Raw genomic sequence first — 21,786 nt, forward strand, 5'->3', positions numbered from 1 at the left:
TAGGAGTTATGAGTTGTTGACGACACTGGTATCCTTAACGGTAAATTCTTGAGCGCGGGAGCTATGCACTAAAGTCCAACCTGCTTTTAATAACTTTTGGTAGGTTGCCCAACCCTTAGAACCACCCGGAATAGGATAGTCTGGTACGGCGAATTGGCGAAAAGCAGTATATGGTTTCCAAGGCTCGTCGGGTGAGAGTTGTAAGTGTAAGATTTTTTCTCCCTCTTGGGCTTGAGATAACCAGCACATACGTCTAGACATAAAAACTCCTCATGGATTAAGTAAACGGCAAAAACATTCAGAATTTTAGCGATCTAAACTGTGGTTAACTGTCGTCAAAGTTGCGATCGCACTTAGGTAAATCGATACATCACACTTACTTATGATTTTTAAGTTTTGAGTGAATTTTGCGAATATAAGTAAATTAGCTGCGAGCGATCGAGAAATATGCAATTGGCAAATACGTAACCGATAAATATGCCATCCACTAGGGAAACGCTATCTTGCATTGGCTTTCCTCTGTTAGGTCGTAATTCAGCTAGTTTTTGTATTCAAATTGACAGAATTCTATCCAAGATTAAGTACCAGAACGATCTACTGCTGAATAATTAGCGAATAAGCATAGCAGCATATTTCTGACATTTATTTTTATTCTTAAGGTATTCTTAATATTTTGCCGCGCCTGGAGCGATCGCAATTTTTAACGAATATCATTTTATTGTTTGACTGCGATCGGAGACATCCCCCCTAGCCCCCCTTTTCCAGGGGGGAATTAAATGTCGCCTTTTTAACCCAGTTGGGGGATCGGCTGCGTAAGTCTTACGCCCGACCTAGATCGACCGGATCGCCTTCCACAGTTGGCGCTGGTTGCACGCCCAAAATTCGCAGGATCGTAGGAGCAATATCGATATTACGCACTCGCTGAATTGTCCCAGCACCAATGTCTGATCCAGCAGCATAAAAAATTGCGCTCATCTCTGGTAATTCTGGATCGTAGCCATGAGCGCCGTAGAAGTTGGGGACTGATAGCAATGGAGTCTCTGAAGCCGGATCGCCCAAACGTTGTACCACTGGGGTTTGAGTGCCGTCAAAATTGTACCCCAGCCGCATAATTGCAAAAACATCTCCGCTGTCTTGACCGATAAACTCACTTGTATCTAAGCCAAAGTGGCGATCGCTCGGATCGCTGGGTATGGGACGAGCGTAGATCTTATCGAAGATCGCTACAGATTTGCTTCCCGCAGTATAGTTTGGATTAGTATCGGTAAATTTGGATAGCGCCTCAACCAACTGTTGTTGCAGCGTGACATATTCTGCTTTACTCACAGTGCCATCCGGTTCTCGTCCCTGCAAATTGATGTAAATGTTTACTGCTGGACCCGAGGTAATTGCTCGTACTTTTGTATTATCAAATCCCAAGCTGCTGAGGTAGTTGTTGAGGCTAACTGCGGTGTGGAACGGGGCAAAACCGTGGTCGGACACTACGATAACATTACTATTCGGTCTACCGCGCTTATTTGTCCCAACAGCCTCAATGATTCGCTGCACGGCTGTATTTACTTCTCGATAAGCCGATCGCAGATACTTTTGATATCGCTCAATTTTTTCTCGGTCTTGGTTATTGACAATTGAGTTGGGATCGCGAAAATCAGTAGCTTGGCGAGGATCGGTAATTAGAAATTGGTGTCCCGAACCATCGGGTTGTTCGATATATGTCAATACAAGATCCGCATCGGGATTTTGAGCGATCGCCCGTAAAGCAATCCGCGTCTGGTAATCTACAAAGGTACGAACTTGATCTTGATAAACTGCCTCTAGTTCTAGATCGGGAAAATCATCAAAGCCTGGACTGATTCGTTCGGGGATGCGGAAGTCGGGCTGAGGAACCCAGAACCCAACATTATTATTCGCATCGTCCACATCCGCCAAAACTGCTTGGTTGCGAGGAATATAGTTAGCAGAATAACGCGCTAACCGCACCTGGGAAAGGTCGGGGGCGAGTTGAGTAACATAGAAACTCGTACCGACTTTATTCGTACTGTCTTCAAAGTAAAATAAACTGGAGGTGCGATCGCTAGCTTTAAAGTAGGCGGAACCAGTAGCAGGGGGTTGAGATGCTCTAGGTTGGATACCGCGATCGGCATCAAAAATAATTAAAGTATCGTAGTTAACAACTTTATCATCGCTCGTATCGATCGCCGCCACTTGTAGGTTGTAGGGACCACCGCCACCAGTCAGGCTACCCGAACCGCTTGCGGGGATGGTTTCGAGAGTCGTGACTTTGACGGGGCTAAAAGACGGTCTGCCTGCGGTTGTGAGTTGCTGAATAATCTCGCTAGCAGCATCGCTAAAATCTGGTGCTGTAAAGCTAAAGCCCCTAGCTCCTACGCCGCCAAATGCGCCAAACGGTACGGTATAATCTACCGTGCGATCGCTAGCTGGTTGGACGACTGGGCTATCGGTCAAACCAGGAATTTTGATATCGAGTCCATCAGCACCGGGAAAGGTAGCGGCAATGACTTTCTTACCGTTGTTCCGCAGCGCAATCCAGAGAGATTCAGCAGTTTGGGTATGGTCGTCCAGAGGTCCGTCAATTCCCACCGAGTAGCCGCCAATTGGAGCCGCAAAACCGCTGATATTTTGTTTGAAAGGACTGGCAACGAGGTGAAAGCTATTAGCATTAATATCGTTACGAGCAGCTGTAGAACCAGTACCGATCGCAATATGGGCTGGCGCAGTTAGAGACGGGGTGATAGTTTGATTTTGTTTGGCAACAAGTCCTTGACTTTGCAACAGTCCCAATCCCTTATGTTTGTCCAATACACCAGTTGCAAAGTAGCGATCGAGCAACGGTGGTGTTGCGCCATCTAGGGAAATCAAGACGATTTTGGGATGAGGTTTGTTAACAGCTGGAGTTGCAGCAAAGAAGTGAAATATAAAAGTTAATCCGAAAGTAAAAATAACAATTGGGATAAAACGTTTGAGCGAAGCCAGACTGAAACTGAAGGGAACTCTCAACCCCATATTTCTTATCCTCTATGAAAGTCGTAATCCTACGCTGCAAGATAGGAATAATCGGAGCATACCGTCATGACTTTAAGAACAGAATATGGGAGAGTTATCGGTAAGTCGTAAGTTGTAAGTCGTAAGTCGTAAGTCAGAATTAACTGGTCACTGGTCACTGTCAACTGACAACTGTAGTACGGACGACTCCGGCGCGATCGTGACGAGCAATTAATTTGAAGACTGTACCGTCATCAGGCGCGTATACTACCCATTCAACTAAAGCGCGATCGCTTGTCGGATCGGCTTGTCTTCTCAGGGGTGCAGAAGGCTGGTAGGCGCGTCCTTCGAGTTGTCCTACATCTTCTCGCAATTTCCCCGTTACCAATTTTGCCCCTTCTGGTAGCTCGATTTCACATAGACAATCCCGTACCAGTTTTTTATCCATTGCTCTTTCGGTAACGTAGGTAGGTAGCCAACCTGTATTTTGAACGGCAAAGCGGATGCGATAATTAGAACCGCCTAAGTGACTGATACTCGCCTCATAAATTTCTAACTGAGGCGATATTAATAAGTGCCATACCAACCACTTAGGAAAACGCGCAAGCTCTTTTTCCAAAAACTGGGGGGGAGGATTTGACCAGGCATACATTGCATCCCATCCCCCTAGTTCGACTTCACCGAGTTGAGGATGCTCGAAGGGATACCAATCGATGTAACCCTTACCACCTAAAACTTCATCATTCCAACGCAGCATGGTTAAGTCATCTTCAAAGGGGTGTTCCCTATACCAGTCGATGAATTTATACTCTTTAATTCCGGCTTGACGCTGCGGACTCCAAATTTCTACCGTCCAGGCAAATACTCCTTGATGTTCGTAAGCCCAATCGTCAAATGCACCTGTAATAAAGTCTTTGGGATCGTAGCGAAATTCGTGAAAGACTGAGACAGCAGGGTATTGAGTGATTTCTGTGGCTTTATCGCCGATACACTGGTAAACGCGCAAATCTTTGGTGGGTAACTCGTCATCGCTTTGATGGCTGTAAGGGCGTAGGATAACACCACTAAAAGTGTGAAAGGCGATCGCCCCTGTAATATTAGGATGACAGGTAATAAAATCAACTAGCGATCGCACTTCTGCTTCTGAGGCAGGATAGGGTCCTGCTCCCATTTGCTCTTGTTCTTGTCGCCATCCACTAGGGAAATTGCGGTTTAAGTCGAGTCCTTCTTTCGGTGGTGGAATGTCAATCTGGATGCCGTTGTAGTTTTCAATTTCTCCCTCTGGGAGGATGCGATAATATTGTCCGCCCGTTTCTATTGGTTCCCGTGGAATTAATAAACGCGGTTCAGTTGGGCAAACTTTCCAAGCACCATTCGGATCTGGTATTCTCATTTGTAGAATTCGCCCATCTCCGTCCATATCTGTCATCACTAGCCCCTCTTCTCGTTCTCCCTGGTGAGGATAAGGACGAGTGCTAGAACGGATAAACTTTGGTTTGTTTGCCAAAGCCAGCTCAGCACCATCAGGATTGACGCGAGGACAGATATAAAATACGCGAGTGTCCAAGCAACGGGTAATATCAGGTTGAGTGCCATAGCCAGTCACCAATGTTTGCAGGAAATACAGGCAGGCACTTGAAGGCGCGAGTTCTGTGGCATGGATATTACCATCTACCCACAAAGCAGGCTTATCTGGATCGTCACCCGTCGCGAAATTGGTAACTGTTAATAGCCAAATGTCTCTGCCTTCGTAGCTTTTACCAATGTTTTGCAGTCGTACCAGTTGCGGAAATTCTCGTGCGTATGCGCGTACGATCTCGGTTAAGTCTGCATAGCGATAGTACTTATCGAACCGGACTTCTGGCATTTTCAGTTATTAGCGAATAGGGAGCAGGGGGAAGAGAGCTGAGGGAGCGAGCGGGAGCGAGCGGGAGCGAGCGGGAGCTGAGGGAGAAAAATGGCTTACGACTTACGACTTCTCTTTTGTCCTTTCACTAACCTCTGATTCCTATTTTTGCTTTGGATTTACTTGTCCAGCCAGTTTGCGGTAATATTCCATCTGCGGGGGACGACGACGGTTAGGCGTGAAGCTGGGTTCGATTTTTTCTGATTTGACTTCAGTTATTTGCCGATCTTCTGCCGATTCTAGATTATTTTGGCGATCGGATTCAACGTAATAACTAGAGTTTGAGAATCCTAGCACTTGCAGCAACATAAGTAAGCGTTGATAAAACAAACCCCAGATTTTGCGGAAAAATCCAAATATTTGATACAGTAATCCTTCTAGGCGAATGAACGAGTTCCGAAGCAGTTGCTGCAATCTATCCATACTATTAACCTCTCAAGCAGCATTCAGTTAACTTTGGGTATGACCACTTTGGCTATGACCGTAATACTAACAGTCTATATTTTTCAGATTACTACTATAAGTCAACATTTGTTGACCTCCAAATGGAGGATTTGGCGATCGCCCCACAATTCCTATCATGCGATCGCAATTTCCACCAATGTAATGTAGAGACGTTACCTGTAACGTTTCTACTACCATGTCCGAATCCTATCAACCTCTACCACCCCTCGATCCTAATTTGGAGATCGGCAACAATCATTATTGGAATTATCACAATATTGAGGCGCTAATTAGTTGTAAAAAACCTCTAACTGCTTCAAAAGATGAAGATTTATTTATCACCGTGCATCAGATTTGCGAACTTGCCTTTCATCAAATGACTATTGAGATGGGACGGGTTTTAAATGCTTTGTTAAAGGCATTAGACGCGGATTCAGTTATTAGTAATACTAGCGAAGCGTGTTATTTCTTTCAAAGAGTATTGCGACTATATGAGGTTGTCAATACTACCATGCCGATTCTCACAACTATGCGAGCATTTGCCGAATTTCGGACTAGCATTGGTCCCACAAGCGGCTTTCAATCAATTCAATTTCGGCATTTAGAAATTATGAGCGGAGTGAGAAAGTATTGGGTAGGTGGAACTAAAGATGCTGAAGGTAAGTTGCATATTGCCGAGACTGAATTCGATCGCAAATATGGCGATCGCATTAATCAGTGGTTCGAGCAGTATAAAGAACATAACTTAACATATTATTACGATCTGCTCATCAGTCGTGCTGTAGGCAACACGCAAGCCGAGAAAGTTGCCAATTTACGCACTTATTCTGATGCCAATGCAGTTCTCAACTTTATGCAAGCCTACGATAAATGCCAAACTCAATTTCATCAAGGGCATTTAGGTTTGGCAATTCAACAACTCAAAATTGTCGGGGTAGAAGTCGGGACTGGTGGCACGTCTTTTAAAGATTATTTAGCGAAATATCACAGGGAAGAAGCGCCATTATTTCCGGGGTTAAGCTAGTAGCTAGTAGGGTACGTTAAATAACGCACCTTACTATGGAAACATATGTAAAAATAAGCACATCGAATAGTGGCACAATAAACGTACATTGTCTCGAAACTGACTCTCATGATGGAGTTAAACCTACTATAGTTTCGAGTATGAAAATTTACAAAGACGATCTGTCTTGGGCGGCTTCCCAAGGCTTAATTACTGAGGCGCAAGCAGAGGCGCTATGGCAGGCATTATCTAACCGGATCGGGGATCGCCCCCAATTTAATTTTGCCAACGTAACTTTTTATTTTGGGGCTTTGGTGGTTATCTCTGCCATGAGTTGGTTTATGAGCTTGGCTTGGGAGTCGTTTGGTGGCGGCGGAATGTTCTTGTTGGCTTGTATTTATGCATTTTGTTTTGTAATGGCAGGCAAAACTTTATACTTTCACCAAAACATGAAAGTTCCTGGGGGATTGCTATTTGCGATCGCAGTTTGCATGACTCCTCTAGCAATTTACGGACTGCAAAGATGGACGGGATTTTGGATTCAAGGCGATCCAGGTGTATATCGAGATTACTATGTTTGGATTAAAGGCAGTTGGTTTCTAATGGAATTAGGAACTATTATTGCAGGTTTGATCGCACTCAAATTTGTCCGATTTCCATTTTTGACTGCGCCGATTGCTTTTTCGTTATATTTCATGTCGATGGATTTAACACCATTGTTATTTGGTAAAAATGAGTTTAGCTGGGCGCAAAGGCTATTAGTTTCCCTATGGTTTGGCATTGCGTGTATTGTCGTTGCCTATTTAGTCGATCTTCGCACGCGCAGGCGCGATGGGGATTTTGCTTTTTGGTTATATTTATTTGGCTTACTTGCCTTCTGGTTTGGTATGACTTTAATGAGAGATAGCAGTGAATGGCAAAAATTGATTTATTGTTTAATTAATTTGGGATTGATTTTACTGTCTGTATTGTTAAAACGCAAAGTTTTTATAGTGTTTGGCGCTCTGGGAGTCTTTGGATATTTAAGTCACCTTGCCTATACAGTTTTTAAAAATGCCTTATTATTTCCATTTGCACTCACTGTTTTAGGAATATCTATTATCTATTTGGGCGTTTTATATCAACGCCATAACAGAAAAATCGAACGTTTCTTTGAGCGATCGCTACCACAATTTTTGAGGCAAATGCTACCGCGAGATTAGGAAAAGCAATCTGACTCTCAGCAATTCATTTTTATCGTGTATCATCGCGATCGCCATGATGATGACGATATACTGAGAGTTTAGACGAGATGCAACGCGCCAGTGAGACTGATGGGGGGTAATCGTGGTTTGAGTACGATCGGCTCTCGTTGTAGCAGTTTTTTCTGTAATTTGCAAAATATACTCTATCTAGTTGAGAGATATTCAGTCATAATCAACCTAATGGCAGATGACGAACTAAAAAATGTCTGCTAATTGAAAAGTCAATACGGTTCATTTAAGGCTACGCTGTGCTGAGGATAAAGAAAATAGGAGGATTGGTTCGGGAGGGGGTGGCTCGATGTCTTGGCTTTTTTGAGCGAAACTTGGATACAGGTTTTTTTACAACTCTGGGATTGGTACGAGAAACTCGTTCAGGTAACAGAGTGTCTAAAATCTCTACAGTTAACCAACTTAAAAAAAGGGGAGTTCTTGTGATTGCAAGCGTTGAAATTTCGGGATAGCACGACGAATAACTCGCAATGTCCCAGTGAAACTCAGACGCAAAGGAGTGATACCCGCGCTCTTTGCAGCTTGAAACATCAATAACCGCACAGCCCAGTGTCCTAACAACCACCCGTAAACTTCCTGCACAACTTCACGCGGTTTTTGAGAGCGAATATGAGTTTTTCGTCCTGATAAATGTACTTTGAGTTCATCAATAGTATTTTCTACTTCCCAGCGTTGATGATATTCAATCGCCAGTAGTTGAGCCGGAAATTTCTCCAATTCCAATAAGCTGGTAATTAAGCGATATCTTAGTTGTTCCTCTGGGTTGTCGGTATTACCAATTGTGTATTCAATCACTCGGACTTGTATGGGCTGGCAAGCTTTTGAGCGGAATTTAGCAGGTGGATAAATCCAACTCAGATAAGAACCATCCGCCAGTGGTTCTTCGCACAAAAACTTGACATTTGCGGGAATTCTTCCTAAATAATCGCTACCAGTTGTGACAGTTGCTTGCACCATTGCATAAGAATGTAACCCTCTGTCCCACATCAACAACATCCCTGAACTCACGGAGCGTAATAATCTTAATGCCCGCACTCGTTCTCCTATTCGATATGGACACATCAATGCATCAAAGATTAAATGTGTTCCTGCTTCTACCAAAATGACTAATCGCAGTTTGGGAAATGCGGCTTGTGTGCCAGGACGGCTGCTCGGACGACCAAAAACTCTCGCATTTTCATCGCTGTCTGGCAGATCGAAGCAAGTCCGATCAATTACCACAATTCGCAATCCATTGAGAAATGCTCCTTTGGTATCGGTGCTAGCCATTGGTCGCACCAGTTGATGGAACAATTGACTCATCACCCTTGGACTTAATCGTTGTCGGGCTTGCGTTATTGCTGATTTACAAAAAACTCGCCAGTATTTCCCCACTTTCACCCATGCTTCGCTCAGCCCATCAATTAAGTTTTTCAGCACATCTCTCATCGAATCTCGTGACCACAGACTCATCGCAATTACCAAACAAATTACCAATTGTGCTGGTAACGAGCGTTTACGTTGTTCACAAACTTTAGTTTTAGCGATCGCTTGCTCGATCTCCGTGGATGGGATGGCTGCCTCTATCGCTTTGAACACATCACTACTTTGTATCGTAGGAGACAACAATGAGAAATCCTTCAGATGCACTACACTCACTTTCCATTCTTGGGAACAATGCTTAATTTACAACACTTTGAGCCTTAACTGAACCGTAGTGGGTTTTGAACCGTTTTACACTACGAAAGAAATTGGTAAAGGCACGGGTTTAGGTCTTTCTACCGTATTGGGCATTATCAAAAGTCACGGTGGCTTTATCCGCGTCTCTAGTGAAATTAGGCAGGGAAGTTGTTTTGCCATCTATTTGCCTGCCGATCTGAATGCAGTGGATCGAGTTATTGAAGACGAAACATTGCCAGTTGGAAATGGTGAATTGATTTTAGTTGTCGATGATGAGTTGTTAATTTTAGAAGTTGCCAAAACTTCTTTAGAAGCTCACAACTATCGAACGATCGCTGCAAATAATGGTATCGAAGCCCTCAGTCGCTACCGAGAATACCACGATCGCGCGCAACTTGTATTAATCGATTTGATGATGCCAGAATTAGATGGTATGAAAACGATTGCGCGATTAAGAGGGCTGAATCCACAACTGAAAATTATTGCTAATAGTGGCTCGATCCAAACAACATCCACATCAATTGGAGTAGATGCCTTTTTATCGAAACCGTATTCGCTCAAAAACCTTTTAAGTACGATCCAACTCGTTCTCAATTCAAATACTCCGTCTAAGTTGGGTTGAAAAAAACTCCGATCGATTACCCATTACCAATTACCAATTACAACTGATTCCTCGCTTTCAACTGCAAATACCGATCTACTAACTGTTCCGAAATTAAATCGGCTGGTGCATCTAATACCAAAACCCCTTTTTGTTTCAACCCAGCAAAGGCAACTTGACGCTGAGATAATAAATCTAAAGCCACAGCACGAGCATAAGTCGCATTCACTTCATCTGTAGGAGTATGAGCCAATCGATCCACTTGGCGATCGCGCAATGTCACGCAAAAAGGTAAATAACGGGGTGTCAGTCTTCCTAATGCGGCTAATAATTCGGCAGAAGCGATTATATCAACAATATCTGTAATTAATACTACCAAGGCTCTGCGAGCTTGTTGTTTGACAATACTCGTGACAGCACCAATATAGTCAGATTCGAGTAATACGGGTTGAATTGGTGTCAGGCGATCGATCAGTTGGTTTAATTGATTCTGTCCCCGTTCTGGTGGTATCCAAGTCTGCATTTGTTTATCAAATACTCCCACACCCACGCGATCGCCGCGATGAATTCCCGCTAGTGCTAAAGCCAAAGTTGCGTTTAAACCCCAATCAAACCGCTTTAACCCTGATACTTGAGCCGTCATCAAGCGTCCTCTATCCAATAGAATAATCAGGGTTTGTTCGTGTTCTGGCTCCAATACCCTCACCAAAGGACGATTACGGCGAGCCGTAGCTTTCCAGTCAATCAACCGCAAATCGTCACCCGTACCGTAATCCTTAAGTTCGGCAAATTCCGTTCCGATTCCCCGTTGGCGCAGCTTGTGGATCGAACCAGCCGATTGCAGCGTCAACCGAATCGAGAGCGATCGCAACCCTACCAAGTCAGGATAAACCTTAACTTTCTGATTTTGGACGATTTTCCAGTTATCCCAACCTAATCCCCAAGCACCCAATTGTCTCACTTGCAGATCTCCCCAGCCAAATTCTCCCCGTTGGTTGGGATGAATTGTATAAGTTAATTCTGTCGTGCTATGAGGTGCAAGCGCAGCAGTCAGCGTAGTTGCAGAAACAGCGAACTGCATCGGGTAATAATCGCAAATTTGAATTTGAGCTGATTTTTTAAGCGATCGCACTGTCAAAACCACCGGATTATCCCGTCCGATGGAGAGTCGAGCAGGCAGAGATCGCTCGACTTGGACGCGATGACGGCGTACTAATAAGCTGTCAGCGATCGTCAGTCCTAAGATAACAGCATCAAACAGCAGCATCCCCAGGATACTGCGCGGCACGTTCCAAATTGTAGCTAATAGGGGTGCGACGGCTATTCCCAACAACAGCAACAAATAAACTCTTTTGGCAGGAATCATAGGGAGATAGATAAAGGCATCATACCAATTTACTCTCAGTTGCGGGAGTCGGTGTAGAGACAATACTTTTCGGTTAAGACTCGATCCCCCCAACCCCCCGATGAATTAGGGGGCTAAGAATGGTACAGTTTCCCCCTTTTTAAGGGGGATTAAGGGGGATCTCGAAGGGCTATGCATCATAACCAAGAAGTATTGGGTGTAGAGACGTTGCCTGCAACGTCTGTACGGGAGTCGGGATTATTTTTGACTTTTGACTCCCGATGCTATCTTGAATAAGAATGATTATCATTTTAAAGTACTGTCTAGCACGATTGTCATGCTTGCAGAAGCTTCCAATACCGATATTGCCATCATTGGCGCTGGTCCCCACGCTCTCACGTTTATTGCCTACTTGCTGCAAAAGCGGAAAAAGCTGCGGCACAGGTTTGCTGTTTTCGATCCAAGTGGAATGTGGTTGCAGCAGTGGCAGCAACAATTTGCGGCTTTTGAGATCCCTCATTTACGTTCTCCTGCCGTCCACCATCCCGATCCCAACCCATACGCCTTGCGAAAATTTGCCGCAAGTCGTCCCCAAGAATTATTTGCCCCTTACGATCTGCCAGGAACGCAATTATTTCAAGATTTTTGTACCGATTTAATTCGCCGTTTGGATTTGCCACCAGTTCTCCAAGCAAAGGTTTTGCGGATCGAACCCTTACAACATCGGTTGCGTCCTCGGTTTCGCTTGTGGCTGGCAGACGATCGCGCGGTTATTACCCGTAGAGTAATATTTGCCAAGGGTAGCAGTCAAATTCACGTACCCGAATGGATGAGTCAAATTCAGTCTCCTTATCCGCCAGAAAGGTTATGTCACTCTCAACAAGTGGATTTGCGAAAATTGAACTTAGCTGGAGAACGGATATTAATTGTTGGTGGCGGATTAACTAGCGGACATTTGGCTGTAGGCGCGATCGCCCGTGGTGCTAGAGTCGTGTTGATGGCAAGGCGCAACTTACAAGAGAAATTATTTGATGCCGAACCAGGGTGGCTGGGACCGAAATATCTCAAAGATTTTTGGGCAGAACCGGACTGGGAAAAGCGTTGGTATTTAATTCAACAAGCGAGAAATGGGGGTTCCCTCACGCCAGCAATGATGCTACAGTTGCGACGGCTCATGCGGTGCGATCGCTTGCAGATTCAGGAACGATGCCAAGTCGTCAAAGCAGTATGGCAAGGGAATAGTTGGTTAGTGCATTGCCATAATGGGGAAGAGAATGAATGCGATCGCATTTGGGTCGCAACAGGGACGAAACTTGACGTGACTGCCGAACCTCTGCTGTCAGACATTCTCAATACCTTTCCTCTACCTATAGCAAGAGGCTTGCCCGTTCTCGATCCCTGCTTGCGCTGGTCGGGATGCGAATTTTATATGATGGGTGGCTTGGCAGGATTGCAAGTAGGACCAGTTGCCAGAAACTTATCAGGTGCAAGAATGGCAAGTGAAAGGATCGCGTCTGCTTTGTAGCTTCTTGTTTGGTGCAGGTGGCAGTTACCAGACTGGAATTGTTTACTCTTAATAAAACCCTGCACGCGACTACAAAAATATGGCGATAGCTATAGCTAACACCGCAACTGAAACCCATATTTTGTGCATTTTATAATACAGTCGTAGCGTTCAAAATATTGTTATCTTTGCTACTTCAAATCATTTTTTACACAAGTTATTTGTTGATAACATTTAAACACTTATAAAAAGACAGAATCACTTCGCCGCTCGACGAACCCAAAAGATGTTCTCAACTGATTTTTTAACATCTATCTTAGGAATGGGTTCAAAGGGTTCAACCAAAAGAGTTGTAGAACTCAGCGAAATCAGCAACTGTTGTCTTAACTAAAGCAGTTTTTTGAGTTTGCGAAAATATCGTAATCCATGTAACTTTTTTTCTTTGCCATTCTCGGTAAATATTAGAAAAGGTGTGAGGTATATACTAATGAAACGACTTCTTAGAGGTCATTTATAAAGAAAAGTTGAAAGCAGCGAGAATGGAGGCAAGAGGCTTTTACTATGACAAGACAGTAGCCCAAAGCATTGCCTCATGAGTAGAAAAGCTTACAAAAGTGATTTAACCGATCGAGAATGGCAAATCATTGAACCATTAATTCCACCTGTAAGACCAGGAGGACATCCACGTACTGTGGATATGCGTGAGGTAGTAAATGCCATCTTTTATTTGCTGAAAACTGGCTGTGCTTGGGAGATGCTACCACATGACTTCCCACCCTATTCAACGGTTTATTATTACTTTCGGCGTTGGCAAAAACGAGGAATTTGGCAGCAGATAAATCTTGCCTTACGTGAACAAGTACGGATGAAGCTGGGCAAATCTCATCAAGCTACTGCTGCAATTGTGGATAGCCAGTCCGTAAAAACGACGGAAAAAAGGGGAAGTATCCGGCTTTGATGGCGGCAAGCTAGTTAAAGGTCGCAAACGCCATGTCGTAGTAGATCCTCAAGGACTACTAATGGGTGTAGTAATCACCGAAGCTAATGCTTCAGAACGATTAGGAGCAATAGTGGCATTGCTAGAAGAGTGCTATAACTCTAAGTCTTTAGAGCTAATTTGGGCAGATAGTGGCTACAGTGGAGAGAATTTTGCACAAGCTGTAATGGTAGTCTGCGGTGCAGAAGTAGAAATAGTTAAGCGGATTACAGATGGGTTTGAAGTTTTGCCCAGAAGATGGGTAGTTGAACGAACTTTTGGCTGGCTAGGACGCTATCGACGACTAAGTAAGGATTATGAACTCCTACCGGAAATAAGTGAATCTATGGTCTACGCTGCTATGGTACGGCTGATGCTGAGACGACTAGCTGCTTGATTTTTACTTTATAAATCAGCTCTTAGAGATTCATTTTTCGTTTCTCTAGCGATTATTGCTGCCAATTCTTTATATTTGAACTCAGCGATCGCGGGAGATATAAGTTCAGTGAATCCCGTGACTTCAACAACCAGCGTTGAGACACTAACGACAAAAGAGCGATCGCCACAGCTAGCTCAAGTGACTTCAGTTTCCCAATTATCAGACGTGCAGCCTACAGATTGGGCATTTCAGGCATTGCAATCTTTGGTAGAACGGTATGGTTGCATTGCTGGATACCCCGATGGAACTTATCGCGGTAATCGCGCTTTAACTCGTTATGAATTTGCCGCAGGATTAAACGCTTGTTTAGATCGGGTCAACGAACTGATTGCTACCGCTTCTGCTGATATGGTCAACAAAGAAGACCTGGCAACTTTACAACGGTTGCAAGAGGAATTCGGTACGGAACTTGCAACTTTGCGCGGTCGAGTCGATGCTTTAGAAGCAACCACCGCCGAACTCGAAGCGAATCAATTTTCCACCACAACCAAATTAAGCGCTCAAGTCATTATGGCGGCTAGCGATACTTTTGGCGATGACGTGGAGGACAACACAGTCTTACAAACGAGAATGCGGTTCAATTTCCTGTCTAGTTTTACTGGTACAGATCAACTGCAAGTTCGCTTGCAAGCAGGTAACTTTAGTGCCTTTGACTATGTAGGCAACATTACGAATGAAGGACAGATAGCATATGCTACGGGTACTGATAACGATGTTGTTATAGATAACCTCAACTACAGTTTTCAAGTTGGCGATAATCTAAGAGTTTGGCTGCTAGCTAACTCTGGAGAATACGACGACGTTTTTGATATTGTCGATAACCTGATTACCGACACGAATGTAGGTGCAATTGGTAATCTCAGCTTCAACCCCATCTATAATGCAGGGGGACAGAATGCAGGGATAATTACAGAATTCTCGATAACTGAAGCTTTAAAACTGGGACTTGGCTATCAAGCTGGTAATGCTGAAGATCCTTCCCCTGGTAACGGTTTATTTAACGGTAGCAACAGCTTTCTCGGGCGATTAGAGTACGGAACTGACAGATTTAAGGTTGCTTTTGCCTATCTTCATACGTATGACGAAGCCTTAAACACGACAGAACAAGGTAGTATCAGATCGTTGGTAGCAGTCACAGATGCTGATGGCAGCACGCGATCGGTAGTAGGCAATCACTACGGTGTAGAAGCACAATTTGACATCACCCCTGGAATTAGAATTGGTGGATGGGCAGGATTGAGTAAGGCGATCGTCCTTGGATTGGGTGATGCTGATGTGTGGAACTATGCACTGTCCCTCAGTTTTCCCGATTTGGGCAAGGAAGGAAACCTACTCAATATTATTGTGGCGATGGAACCTAAGCTAACGGGTACGAGTGGTTTTACTGTTGCTGATGGCGATGGTGTAGAAAGAAGAAGAGATCCCGATACTGGGTTGCACGTTGAAGCTTCCTATCGATATCAACTGACTGATAATATCTCGGTTGCACCTGGCGTAATTTGGCTGACTGCTCCAGGTCACGATAGCGACAATAGCGATATTGTTGTCGGTACGTTGAGGACAACGTTTGAGTTTTAATTATGAGTTTTAATTATGAGTTGTTGGTTGTTGGTTGTAAATTCCCCTCATTTCTCGATCGAGATTTGGGGGAATTTTCTATGCGCTGAACTGAAAGTAGGCTTTACCTAATTATCTAGTTGCTGCTGGCGGTTTCCGCATACAAACTACCTACACGGTAGGGAGGCCAAAAACGTACTGCTGCTTTACCAATAATGCGATCGCGACTGATAAAACCCCAAGCATGGCTGTCATAGCTGCGATTGCGATTATCTCCCAACACAAGGTAAGAATTGGGTGGCACGATCGCTGCTGCTAAAATGTATTCCGGTGGCTCGGCAATATAATGTTCTGTTAAAGGTCGATCGTTGATATATACGATCCCATTTTTCACTTCTACTTTCTCTCCTGGCAGTCCAATCACTCGCTTCACATATGCATCGCGAGAATGTTCTTCCTGAATCACTGCTTCTGGAGGGGTAAACACGATGATATCTCCTCGCTGAGGATTGCCGATGTGGTAGCTAATTTTGTCTACGAAGAGGCGATCGTCAATCTGTAAAGTAGGCTTCATGGAAGTCGAAGGAATTAAGTAACACTGCTCCGCAGTTATCCGAATGCCAAATCCAATCAGCAATGTTATTCCGAGTAACCTAGAACCCTCAGCCCAGGGATTTTGCGATTTACTGACTCGAAAGCTTTGTACGGGCATAAATTTAGTAATTATTTTAACAAATATATTACGTATTTCTACCATAAACACTAAGCGATCGCTACTATAATTAGATAGATATCAATGAATTTTTCAGTAATTTTACGCACATCAGTTATTAGGGAGCAGTTATCAGTGACCAGTGACCAGTTAACAATCCACTACACCCTACACCCCTTCTTCACGCATCACTCACTTCCTTTCAGTAACCAAAGTCAGGCTAGTCCATTCACCCTTATCGTTGTAACGTCTTATCAATCTTTGTCGTAGATTGGGCTGTACTAGCCAACCCACTTCGAGAAAAAAGGCTTGTCTTAACTGCACTTGTTGAGGACAGGTGGCAGAAGCGCCATCTGGTAGTAGCATAACTTGAGTCATTTGGCGATCGGGCTGAGAACCCTCAAAGTAGAGTAACGATCCGGTAATTTTGCTCGTGGAACTGATTTGGTAAGGGTTTTCTAGCGTAGAGTAGATAGTCAATTGTTGTGTGAGGCGATCGCTACCCAGGCGCTCGATTTGCAATTGCGTAGGATAGGTATCGGGCGATCGCCAGTCGGGATAAATTGTGACTGCTTCTCCTTGCCACTCACCTACTAAGTCATCAACTTGTAAAGGTGGACGTTCTGGAGTTGTCGTACCAGTAAGATATTCGCGAATCAGCGTAATTTTATCTAACTTTCCGTTTGGTGTAAAAAGTTGCACTAAGCGCAAGCGGCGATCGCCATGAATTAAACCAAGTTCTGCGCCAAATTCTGCAACCGGACTGAGTTGAATTGAACCTTGAGAAAATGCCCCATTTTCAAAAAACAGAACTCCCTTACCCAGAGAACTGTATTCAAATACTTTCTCTTCTACGGGACGATTGGGTGGTAAGAAACGGACAACTTGACGAATGGTTTTGTTATCGTTTAATCCAGCTAATGATACGACAGTAGGCGTATCTTCTATAAACTCAGCTTGGGGTGAGAGCCGAGTAAACGAACCCTGCCATTCACCTAAGTTTTGTAGCAAACATTCCCATTGCGATCGCATAAACAGTTATCAGTTATCAGTTATCAGTTATCAGTGAAGAAAGGGTGTGGGGTGTAGGGGTGGTAAATTTTGAATGCGTGAATTTTGAATTGTCCCGCTTCCTCAGCGCTCGCGATCTCTGTAGTTCTTAATTTTCTAATTAAAAGATAATTTTATGACAAAATAGGTCGGTCGCATAGGACTTGCGAAAGCAATTTCTCTACGCTGGCTTGCGATCGATTTGATAACTAAATTACCGTGCATCTTATTTGCCTGGTGTCTTAGAAATCTTCACACCTTGCATTGCTTGGCGCACTGGTATACGAACCGATAGTTGCTCTCACTGTATAGCAGTTTTGTTTACCAGAGCTAGGGCGAAGGCTGGCAGTGAGACTATTGCTATCTAAGCTAGAAACAGAGCCGCTATAAACTTCTGTAGCTGCCCCATCCACGGTGCGATAGACTTTGTAAGTCGGATTACCCGTACCACTCCAAGTCCAAGTCAAATTCATCTCGGTTGTTCCTGACTTGCTACCGGATAGCACGGGTGCGAGTTCCTTACTGTAGCTGCTGAGGCGAGAAAATGCCCTACCCGTGACATCTTGATTTTCTGTACCACTAACTGCACCGCGCAAGAACAAATCCACTAAGCTACCGTTAACGCAAGCATAAAAACCGCCAGCACCAAACTTAATGGCGGGTGCAGCGCAAGTTGGATTAATGTCTGTGTCAGAAATTGAGTCAACTAAAATATCGCTAGCAACAGAGTTTTTACATGGATCGATCGAACCGTCGGCGTTAGGTATGCGTCCGTAACGCGCAATTACCCTCGGACTTAACCAACTTCCAGTTGTAGGGCGAATATCGTAAACTACTTTGTCATACCCTGTTTGATAATCAGTGGGAACTGTGTAAGAAGCAGTTGGGGGAGGACAAGAAGGAGGAATATTAGTAATAGGAATTTCTAGGTATAAAGCAATTGTGCCATAACTACCTAACTTTGTTTTAATGCCAGCGTCTTCTACAATTTTTTCTAAAGTTGTAGTAGAGCTATCTGCAACTTCAGTTTCAAGCCGATTAATTCTGCTTGCCATTCTAATTTCATAAGTCATGAAATCGAAAGCACGATTGAGAGCTATTTGCCTTTCGGTTCTGGCTTCCGCTTTATTATCAAAAGATGTAATTGTGACCAGAGAAAATCCAGCAATAACCACCACCATTGTACTAATTAAGACTGCAATTAATACTTCTACGAGCGTAAATCCTCTAAAAGACTGAGAAGTATGAAATCGACGATAAATTTGAGCAAAATACTTTTTCATATAACTCATAGTTAGGATGCAGTACAAATCCCGTCGTCAGTAATGTGATTTGCCGTGGTAGAATCACCAGTGTAGTTACCAGCTCTTGTCAATCCTAAAGTATTATATATAGCCAGACATTTTTTATCGTGAATGGAGCTGCGAGCAACAGAAAAAATCATTTTTCCACTCGGATCGACTGGAGGAGGAGGATTTCTAGAACTGATAACTGTAAATTCTGCTGTGCCTAAAATGCCAAAAGTAATTTTGATGGGATTACCCGTTATTTGACTAATATTTGTTACTAGTTGAACTCCCTTTGATAAATTGCGATCGCCCGTAACACCACAATTCGCTGTAATTTGTATTGGTGTAGTCGATAACATCAAAATGACATCGCAAGGTTGGCTTTTACGAATAGCTTGTCTTTGGGCTTCTTGCAAAATTCCTCTGACTTCAAAGACTGCTTGATTCAATTTGACACGATCCAAAGAACCAGCAAAGCTAGGAACTGCGATCGCGGTTAGAATACCAATAATGACAACTATTATTAATATTTCTACTAAAGAGAACCCTTGATTTTTGATTATTTCTACGGACACTTAAGCGACGCATCAGGAATTACCTCAGTTGAAAGCGTTGCAATAGGAAAAATACTGTCTGCTGGCGTGACATTATAAGTTAGCTGAAGTAATTTATAAGCATAAGTAGGAGTATTATAAATAGCAGTTCGAGTCAGAGTGAAACTTTTTCCTGCTAAAGTTTTAGAAACAGAGGTCATGGGAGATGGTGCTGATGGAGGCGGTGACGTTGGAGTGCCTAGTATACTGTGTAGTAATCCAGCAGCAAAGCCGTCAGCAGAAGTAGTTGCATTACATCTATTGGAATAAGGAAAAGTATTAATTTCGTATTCTTTAGCTTGATTCTTAACGAATTCTAAATCCTTCTGAATCCAAGTGACTGCTTCGTTACGTTGTTCGGCGCGCACTTTAAAAATAATCGTAAATAAAAGCGCTTGCATTGCTACAGCAAGAAATATACTAACTATAAGTATGGATACCAATACCTCAAAAGAGTAAAGCCTTTATCTTGTAGTGGCAATTTCTGTAGATGCATCGATCGCGCCATGTTGAAAGTTTTATAATTGAATCGCTGCTAATTTATTTGATAGTATGATGTGATTACTAATGAGCTATTGCACTAAGTGTATATAAGAAGCAATTCTCTTCATAAAAATCCTGTGTTGCTGAAATAAAAACGATATTTTGTCTGTTAGACAAACTAAAAATTAAATCTAGTTTGCCCTGCTCTATACTGACTTATTGCCGTAGAATTACGGTAATCCTAATAAATATTGTTGCTGGATTTTCGGTAAAATTACGGTGAAGTGAATGAGTGAAATTGAGGCGATCGCATTTATTAATAGTATATAAGTTAAAGCTATTAGCTAAGTCGGACAAACTGAAAACATTATCTGGGACATTAATCCCTGTATGACTTACATTAGTATTTTGAAGATCTTCAGCCCACACAACTCCATCAAAATTACTATTCCCAGGACTCTCACAACCGTCCCCTGAAGTTTCTAATTTGAAATCTGCATCCCGATTGTAAAGAAAAGCATTTTGAATACAAGCAGTGTTGTAAAGATAGGCAGACTGCGGCGTTCCCGAACCACTGTATAAAATAATAATTCGTAAATCTCCAACTCTGGGCAGTTGTCCATCAGTACGAATATTGCGAATTTTAGAATTTCCTCGCAGATGAAATCCTTCTTTATCTAAATACGAACCTTTTACATAAAGATAAACTGGACCAGCAGTTGTATCAACATCAATTATTTTATCAGTGATATCAATTTTATTAGTTTGATAATGGGTAATTTGTCCGCTAGTACCAGTAAGTGGAAGCGACAACAACGAAAACCTGGGATCTGTGATGTCTCCTAAATCCGTACCTTGTGCAGTGAATGGAAAGCTCAGTTGCAATTTACAAGCGAAAATTGTGCCATCAATACTAGTATCTGTGGTATCTGATGCCGAACCGATAGCAGCGAGATACTGAGATCTATTTGTAGCACCTTTTGTAGCATATTCACTCAGATTAGAATTATCGAAAGCAGTCACAGGATCGAAGTAAATATTAGCATTCTTACCTGCAATTTTACGTGCTTGTATTTCAATGCGATCGGGATCGGGAGTAGTATGAGTGCTAATAGCGCCAGGAAAATCTTGAATTGTTACACTAATTGCTACTGTGACTGCAAGATAAGCGACAGAATTATCATTCTGACCCGAGATGAGGAAAGTTCCTGTTTGCTTTAAACTATCGTAACGATATGCCAGCAACTGAAATTGACCGTTACCAATACTGTTAGAACTAGTCAGTGTTGTTACATTAGGAGACACTGACGGTAGACAAGGAAAAGTAATCGAAGTTGTCCATTGATTAATAGCAATTGTGGTGTCGTCGCTCGTTTTAGGAATACCGTCGGCTCCCAGATAATTTTTTCCCGTTTTTGGGTCGATTGGATCGTAATTTCGAGTTAGTAAAACTGCGTTTTCTGGTTTAGTCATGAGAGCTAGAATTCTAGCAACACCTCCTTCAGCTACAGCTAAACTATCGCCAGTCTGAGTGCGAGTAGAAGCGATCGCTTCGTTACGAGAAGCACGGAAAATTAAGGTAGTAGCAATTGCCATCACGATCAAACCCAGACTGAGAGCAAGAACTATAGTAAACCCTCGATCTTGAGATCGTTTTAGCGCTAAAAGTTTAATTAGAAAGGTTTGTAACGACAAAGTTTTTTCTAGATTGCATTGAACTTAAGATCTAGTTTGCCCTGAAGTACAGTAATTTATTGCCGCACGATCGCGGTAATTATGCTGAAGATTTTACAAATATCTTTATGTATTTTTACTGAGAAAAATCTTGAGATTGTAGCGAAATCATAAAGCGTACACAAGTCTATAGGGATGCACAAATACCTATTATGTAGCAAAAAAAATAGCCAGTTCTAGCTGGCTGAGAAAATATTTATTGCTGATTAATAGTAAATATCAAAGTAAAAATACT

The 21,786-nt window shown here is 43.1% G+C and carries 20 protein-coding genes; 6 read left to right on the top strand and 14 right to left on the bottom strand.

Translation table 11 applies throughout. The annotated features are described in order from the left end of the window. Positions 1–6: 6 nt before the first annotated feature. The 5 genes from N4J56_RS03140 to N4J56_RS03160 form a co-directional block, all read right to left on the bottom strand. The gene (locus N4J56_RS03140; RefSeq protein ID WP_317105108.1) at positions 7–261 is read right to left on the bottom strand and encodes a hypothetical protein; all 255 of its coding nucleotides are present in this window, start codon (positions 259–261) and stop codon (positions 7–9) included. 558 nt (positions 262–819) lie between these two features. Beyond that, positions 820–3,024: an alkaline phosphatase family protein gene (locus N4J56_RS03145; protein ID WP_317105109.1), complete on the bottom strand. Its 2,205-nt coding sequence runs from the start codon at positions 3,022–3,024 to the stop codon at positions 820–822. A 160-nt stretch (positions 3,025–3,184) separates the two neighbouring features. After that, on the bottom strand, positions 3,185–4,870 hold the full coding sequence (locus N4J56_RS03150; protein WP_317105110.1) for a M14 family metallopeptidase: 1,686 nt from the start codon (positions 4,868–4,870) through the stop codon (positions 3,185–3,187). A gap of 141 nt (positions 4,871–5,011) precedes the next feature. Further along, complete coding sequence (locus N4J56_RS03155) at positions 5,012–5,332, bottom strand: hypothetical protein (RefSeq protein ID WP_317105111.1); 321 nt, start codon at positions 5,330–5,332, stop codon at positions 5,012–5,014. A gap of 66 nt (positions 5,333–5,398) precedes the next feature. Beyond that, positions 5,399–5,551: a hypothetical protein gene (locus N4J56_RS03160; RefSeq protein ID WP_317105112.1), complete on the bottom strand. Its 153-nt coding sequence runs from the start codon at positions 5,549–5,551 to the stop codon at positions 5,399–5,401. Here N4J56_RS03160 and N4J56_RS03165 point away from each other — a divergent pair. Beyond that, positions 5,550–6,377 carry a tryptophan 2,3-dioxygenase family protein gene (locus tag N4J56_RS03165; protein WP_317105113.1) on the top strand — a complete coding sequence of 276 codons (828 nt, stop codon included), beginning with the start codon at positions 5,550–5,552 and terminating at the stop codon, positions 6,375–6,377. The genes N4J56_RS03160 and N4J56_RS03165 overlap by 2 nt on opposite strands. A gap of 140 nt (positions 6,378–6,517) precedes the next feature. Beyond that, a complete protein-coding gene (locus N4J56_RS03170; protein ID WP_317105114.1) occupies positions 6,518–7,558 on the top strand; it encodes a DUF2157 domain-containing protein in 1,041 nt (346 codons plus the stop codon). Here N4J56_RS03170 and N4J56_RS03175 read toward each other — a convergent pair. Next, positions 7,544–7,735 (bottom strand): hypothetical protein, encoded by a 192-nt coding sequence (locus N4J56_RS03175; RefSeq protein ID WP_317105115.1) that lies wholly within the window; start codon positions 7,733–7,735, stop codon positions 7,544–7,546. The two genes, N4J56_RS03170 and N4J56_RS03175, sit on opposite strands and share 15 nt — an antisense overlap. Positions 7,736–8,011: 276 nt before the next feature. Then, positions 8,012–9,148: an IS4 family transposase gene (locus N4J56_RS03180; RefSeq protein ID WP_410500401.1), complete on the bottom strand. Its 1,137-nt coding sequence runs from the start codon at positions 9,146–9,148 to the stop codon at positions 8,012–8,014. 157 nt (positions 9,149–9,305) lie between these two features. Between N4J56_RS03180 and N4J56_RS03185 the strand changes: the two genes are divergently transcribed. Further along, positions 9,306–9,890, top strand: a complete 585-nt coding sequence (locus tag N4J56_RS03185; protein ID WP_317105116.1) for a response regulator — start codon at positions 9,306–9,308, stop codon at positions 9,888–9,890. 37 nt (positions 9,891–9,927) lie between these two features. On the opposite strand, the gene N4J56_RS03190 is transcribed toward N4J56_RS03185, so the two are convergent. Beyond that, on the bottom strand, positions 9,928–11,235 hold the full coding sequence (locus N4J56_RS03190; RefSeq protein ID WP_317105117.1) for a DUF58 domain-containing protein: 1,308 nt from the start codon (positions 11,233–11,235) through the stop codon (positions 9,928–9,930). A 316-nt stretch (positions 11,236–11,551) separates the two neighbouring features. Between N4J56_RS03190 and N4J56_RS03195 the strand changes: the two genes are divergently transcribed. From N4J56_RS03195 to N4J56_RS03205, 3 genes are all read left to right on the top strand, one after another. After that, positions 11,552–12,739, top strand: a complete 1,188-nt coding sequence (locus N4J56_RS03195) for an FAD/NAD(P)-binding protein (protein WP_317105118.1) — start codon at positions 11,552–11,554, stop codon at positions 12,737–12,739. A 571-nt stretch (positions 12,740–13,310) separates the two neighbouring features. Beyond that, a protein-coding gene (locus tag N4J56_RS03200; protein ID WP_317105119.1) for an IS5 family transposase occupies positions 13,311–14,091 on the top strand; the annotation gives its coding sequence in 2 pieces (ribosomal slippage) (positions 13,311–13,648 and positions 13,647–14,091; 783 coding nt in all). A 117-nt stretch (positions 14,092–14,208) separates the two neighbouring features. Next, positions 14,209–15,711 carry an iron uptake porin gene (locus tag N4J56_RS03205; RefSeq protein WP_317105120.1) on the top strand — a complete coding sequence of 501 codons (1,503 nt, stop codon included), beginning with the start codon at positions 14,209–14,211 and terminating at the stop codon, positions 15,709–15,711. 115 nt (positions 15,712–15,826) lie between these two features. Here the strand turns inward: N4J56_RS03205 and lepB are convergent, their stop codons facing one another. The 6 genes from lepB to N4J56_RS03235 form a co-directional block, all read right to left on the bottom strand. After that, a complete protein-coding gene (lepB, locus tag N4J56_RS03210; RefSeq protein WP_317105121.1) occupies positions 15,827–16,402 on the bottom strand; it encodes a signal peptidase I in 576 nt (191 codons plus the stop codon). Positions 16,403–16,594: 192 nt separating this feature from the next. Continuing rightward, complete coding sequence (locus N4J56_RS03215) at positions 16,595–17,434, bottom strand: DUF3598 family protein (protein ID WP_317105122.1); 840 nt, start codon at positions 17,432–17,434, stop codon at positions 16,595–16,597. 260 nt (positions 17,435–17,694) lie between these two features. Beyond that, a complete protein-coding gene (locus N4J56_RS03220) occupies positions 17,695–18,735 on the bottom strand; it encodes a type II secretion system protein J (RefSeq protein ID WP_317105123.1) in 1,041 nt (346 codons plus the stop codon). Between the two features lie 11 nt (positions 18,736–18,746). Further along, positions 18,747–19,316 carry a Tfp pilus assembly protein FimT/FimU gene (locus tag N4J56_RS03225; protein WP_317105124.1) on the bottom strand — a complete coding sequence of 190 codons (570 nt, stop codon included), beginning with the start codon at positions 19,314–19,316 and terminating at the stop codon, positions 18,747–18,749. After that, on the bottom strand, positions 19,307–19,735 hold the full coding sequence (locus N4J56_RS03230) for a hypothetical protein (RefSeq protein ID WP_317105125.1): 429 nt from the start codon (positions 19,733–19,735) through the stop codon (positions 19,307–19,309). Before N4J56_RS03230 ends, N4J56_RS03225 begins: the two co-directional genes overlap by 10 nt. Positions 19,736–20,033: 298 nt before the next feature. Continuing rightward, complete coding sequence (locus tag N4J56_RS03235) at positions 20,034–21,413, bottom strand: hypothetical protein (protein ID WP_317105126.1); 1,380 nt, start codon at positions 21,411–21,413, stop codon at positions 20,034–20,036. Between the last annotated feature and the right edge of the window lie 373 nt (positions 21,414–21,786).

The organism is Chroococcidiopsis sp. SAG 2025, assembly GCF_032860985.1.
Taxonomy (GTDB): Bacteria; Cyanobacteriota; Cyanobacteriia; order Cyanobacteriales; family Chroococcidiopsidaceae; genus Chroococcidiopsis.

Bases quoted from the DNA above. Each gene is read 5' to 3' on its own strand.
- N4J56_RS03140 (WP_317105108.1), bottom strand. From the start codon at position 261: ATGTCTAGACGTATGTGCTGGTTATCTCAAGCCCAAGAGGGAGAAAAA.
- N4J56_RS03145 (WP_317105109.1), bottom strand. From the start codon at position 3,024: ATGGGGTTGAGAGTTCCCTTCAGTTTCAGTCTGGCTTCGCTCAAACGT.
- N4J56_RS03150 (WP_317105110.1), bottom strand. From the start codon at position 4,870: ATGCCAGAAGTCCGGTTCGATAAGTACTATCGCTATGCAGACTTAACC.
- N4J56_RS03155 (WP_317105111.1), bottom strand. From the start codon at position 5,332: ATGGATAGATTGCAGCAACTGCTTCGGAACTCGTTCATTCGCCTAGAA.
- N4J56_RS03165 (WP_317105113.1), top strand. From the start codon at position 5,550: ATGTCCGAATCCTATCAACCTCTACCACCCCTCGATCCTAATTTGGAG.
- N4J56_RS03160 (WP_317105112.1), bottom strand. From the start codon at position 5,551: ATGGTAGTAGAAACGTTACAGGTAACGTCTCTACATTACATTGGTGGA.
- N4J56_RS03170 (WP_317105114.1), top strand. From the start codon at position 6,518: ATGAAAATTTACAAAGACGATCTGTCTTGGGCGGCTTCCCAAGGCTTA.
- N4J56_RS03190 (WP_317105117.1), bottom strand. From the start codon at position 11,235: ATGATTCCTGCCAAAAGAGTTTATTTGTTGCTGTTGTTGGGAATAGCC.
- N4J56_RS03195 (WP_317105118.1), top strand. From the start codon at position 11,552: ATGCTTGCAGAAGCTTCCAATACCGATATTGCCATCATTGGCGCTGGT.
- lepB (WP_317105121.1), bottom strand. From the start codon at position 16,402: ATGCCCGTACAAAGCTTTCGAGTCAGTAAATCGCAAAATCCCTGGGCT.
- N4J56_RS03215 (WP_317105122.1), bottom strand. From the start codon at position 17,434: ATGCGATCGCAATGGGAATGTTTGCTACAAAACTTAGGTGAATGGCAG.
- N4J56_RS03220 (WP_317105123.1), bottom strand. From the start codon at position 18,735: ATGAAAAAGTATTTTGCTCAAATTTATCGTCGATTTCATACTTCTCAG.
- N4J56_RS03230 (WP_317105125.1), bottom strand. From the start codon at position 19,735: ATGCAAGCGCTTTTATTTACGATTATTTTTAAAGTGCGCGCCGAACAA.
- N4J56_RS03235 (WP_317105126.1), bottom strand. From the start codon at position 21,413: ATGGCAATTGCTACTACCTTAATTTTCCGTGCTTCTCGTAACGAAGCG.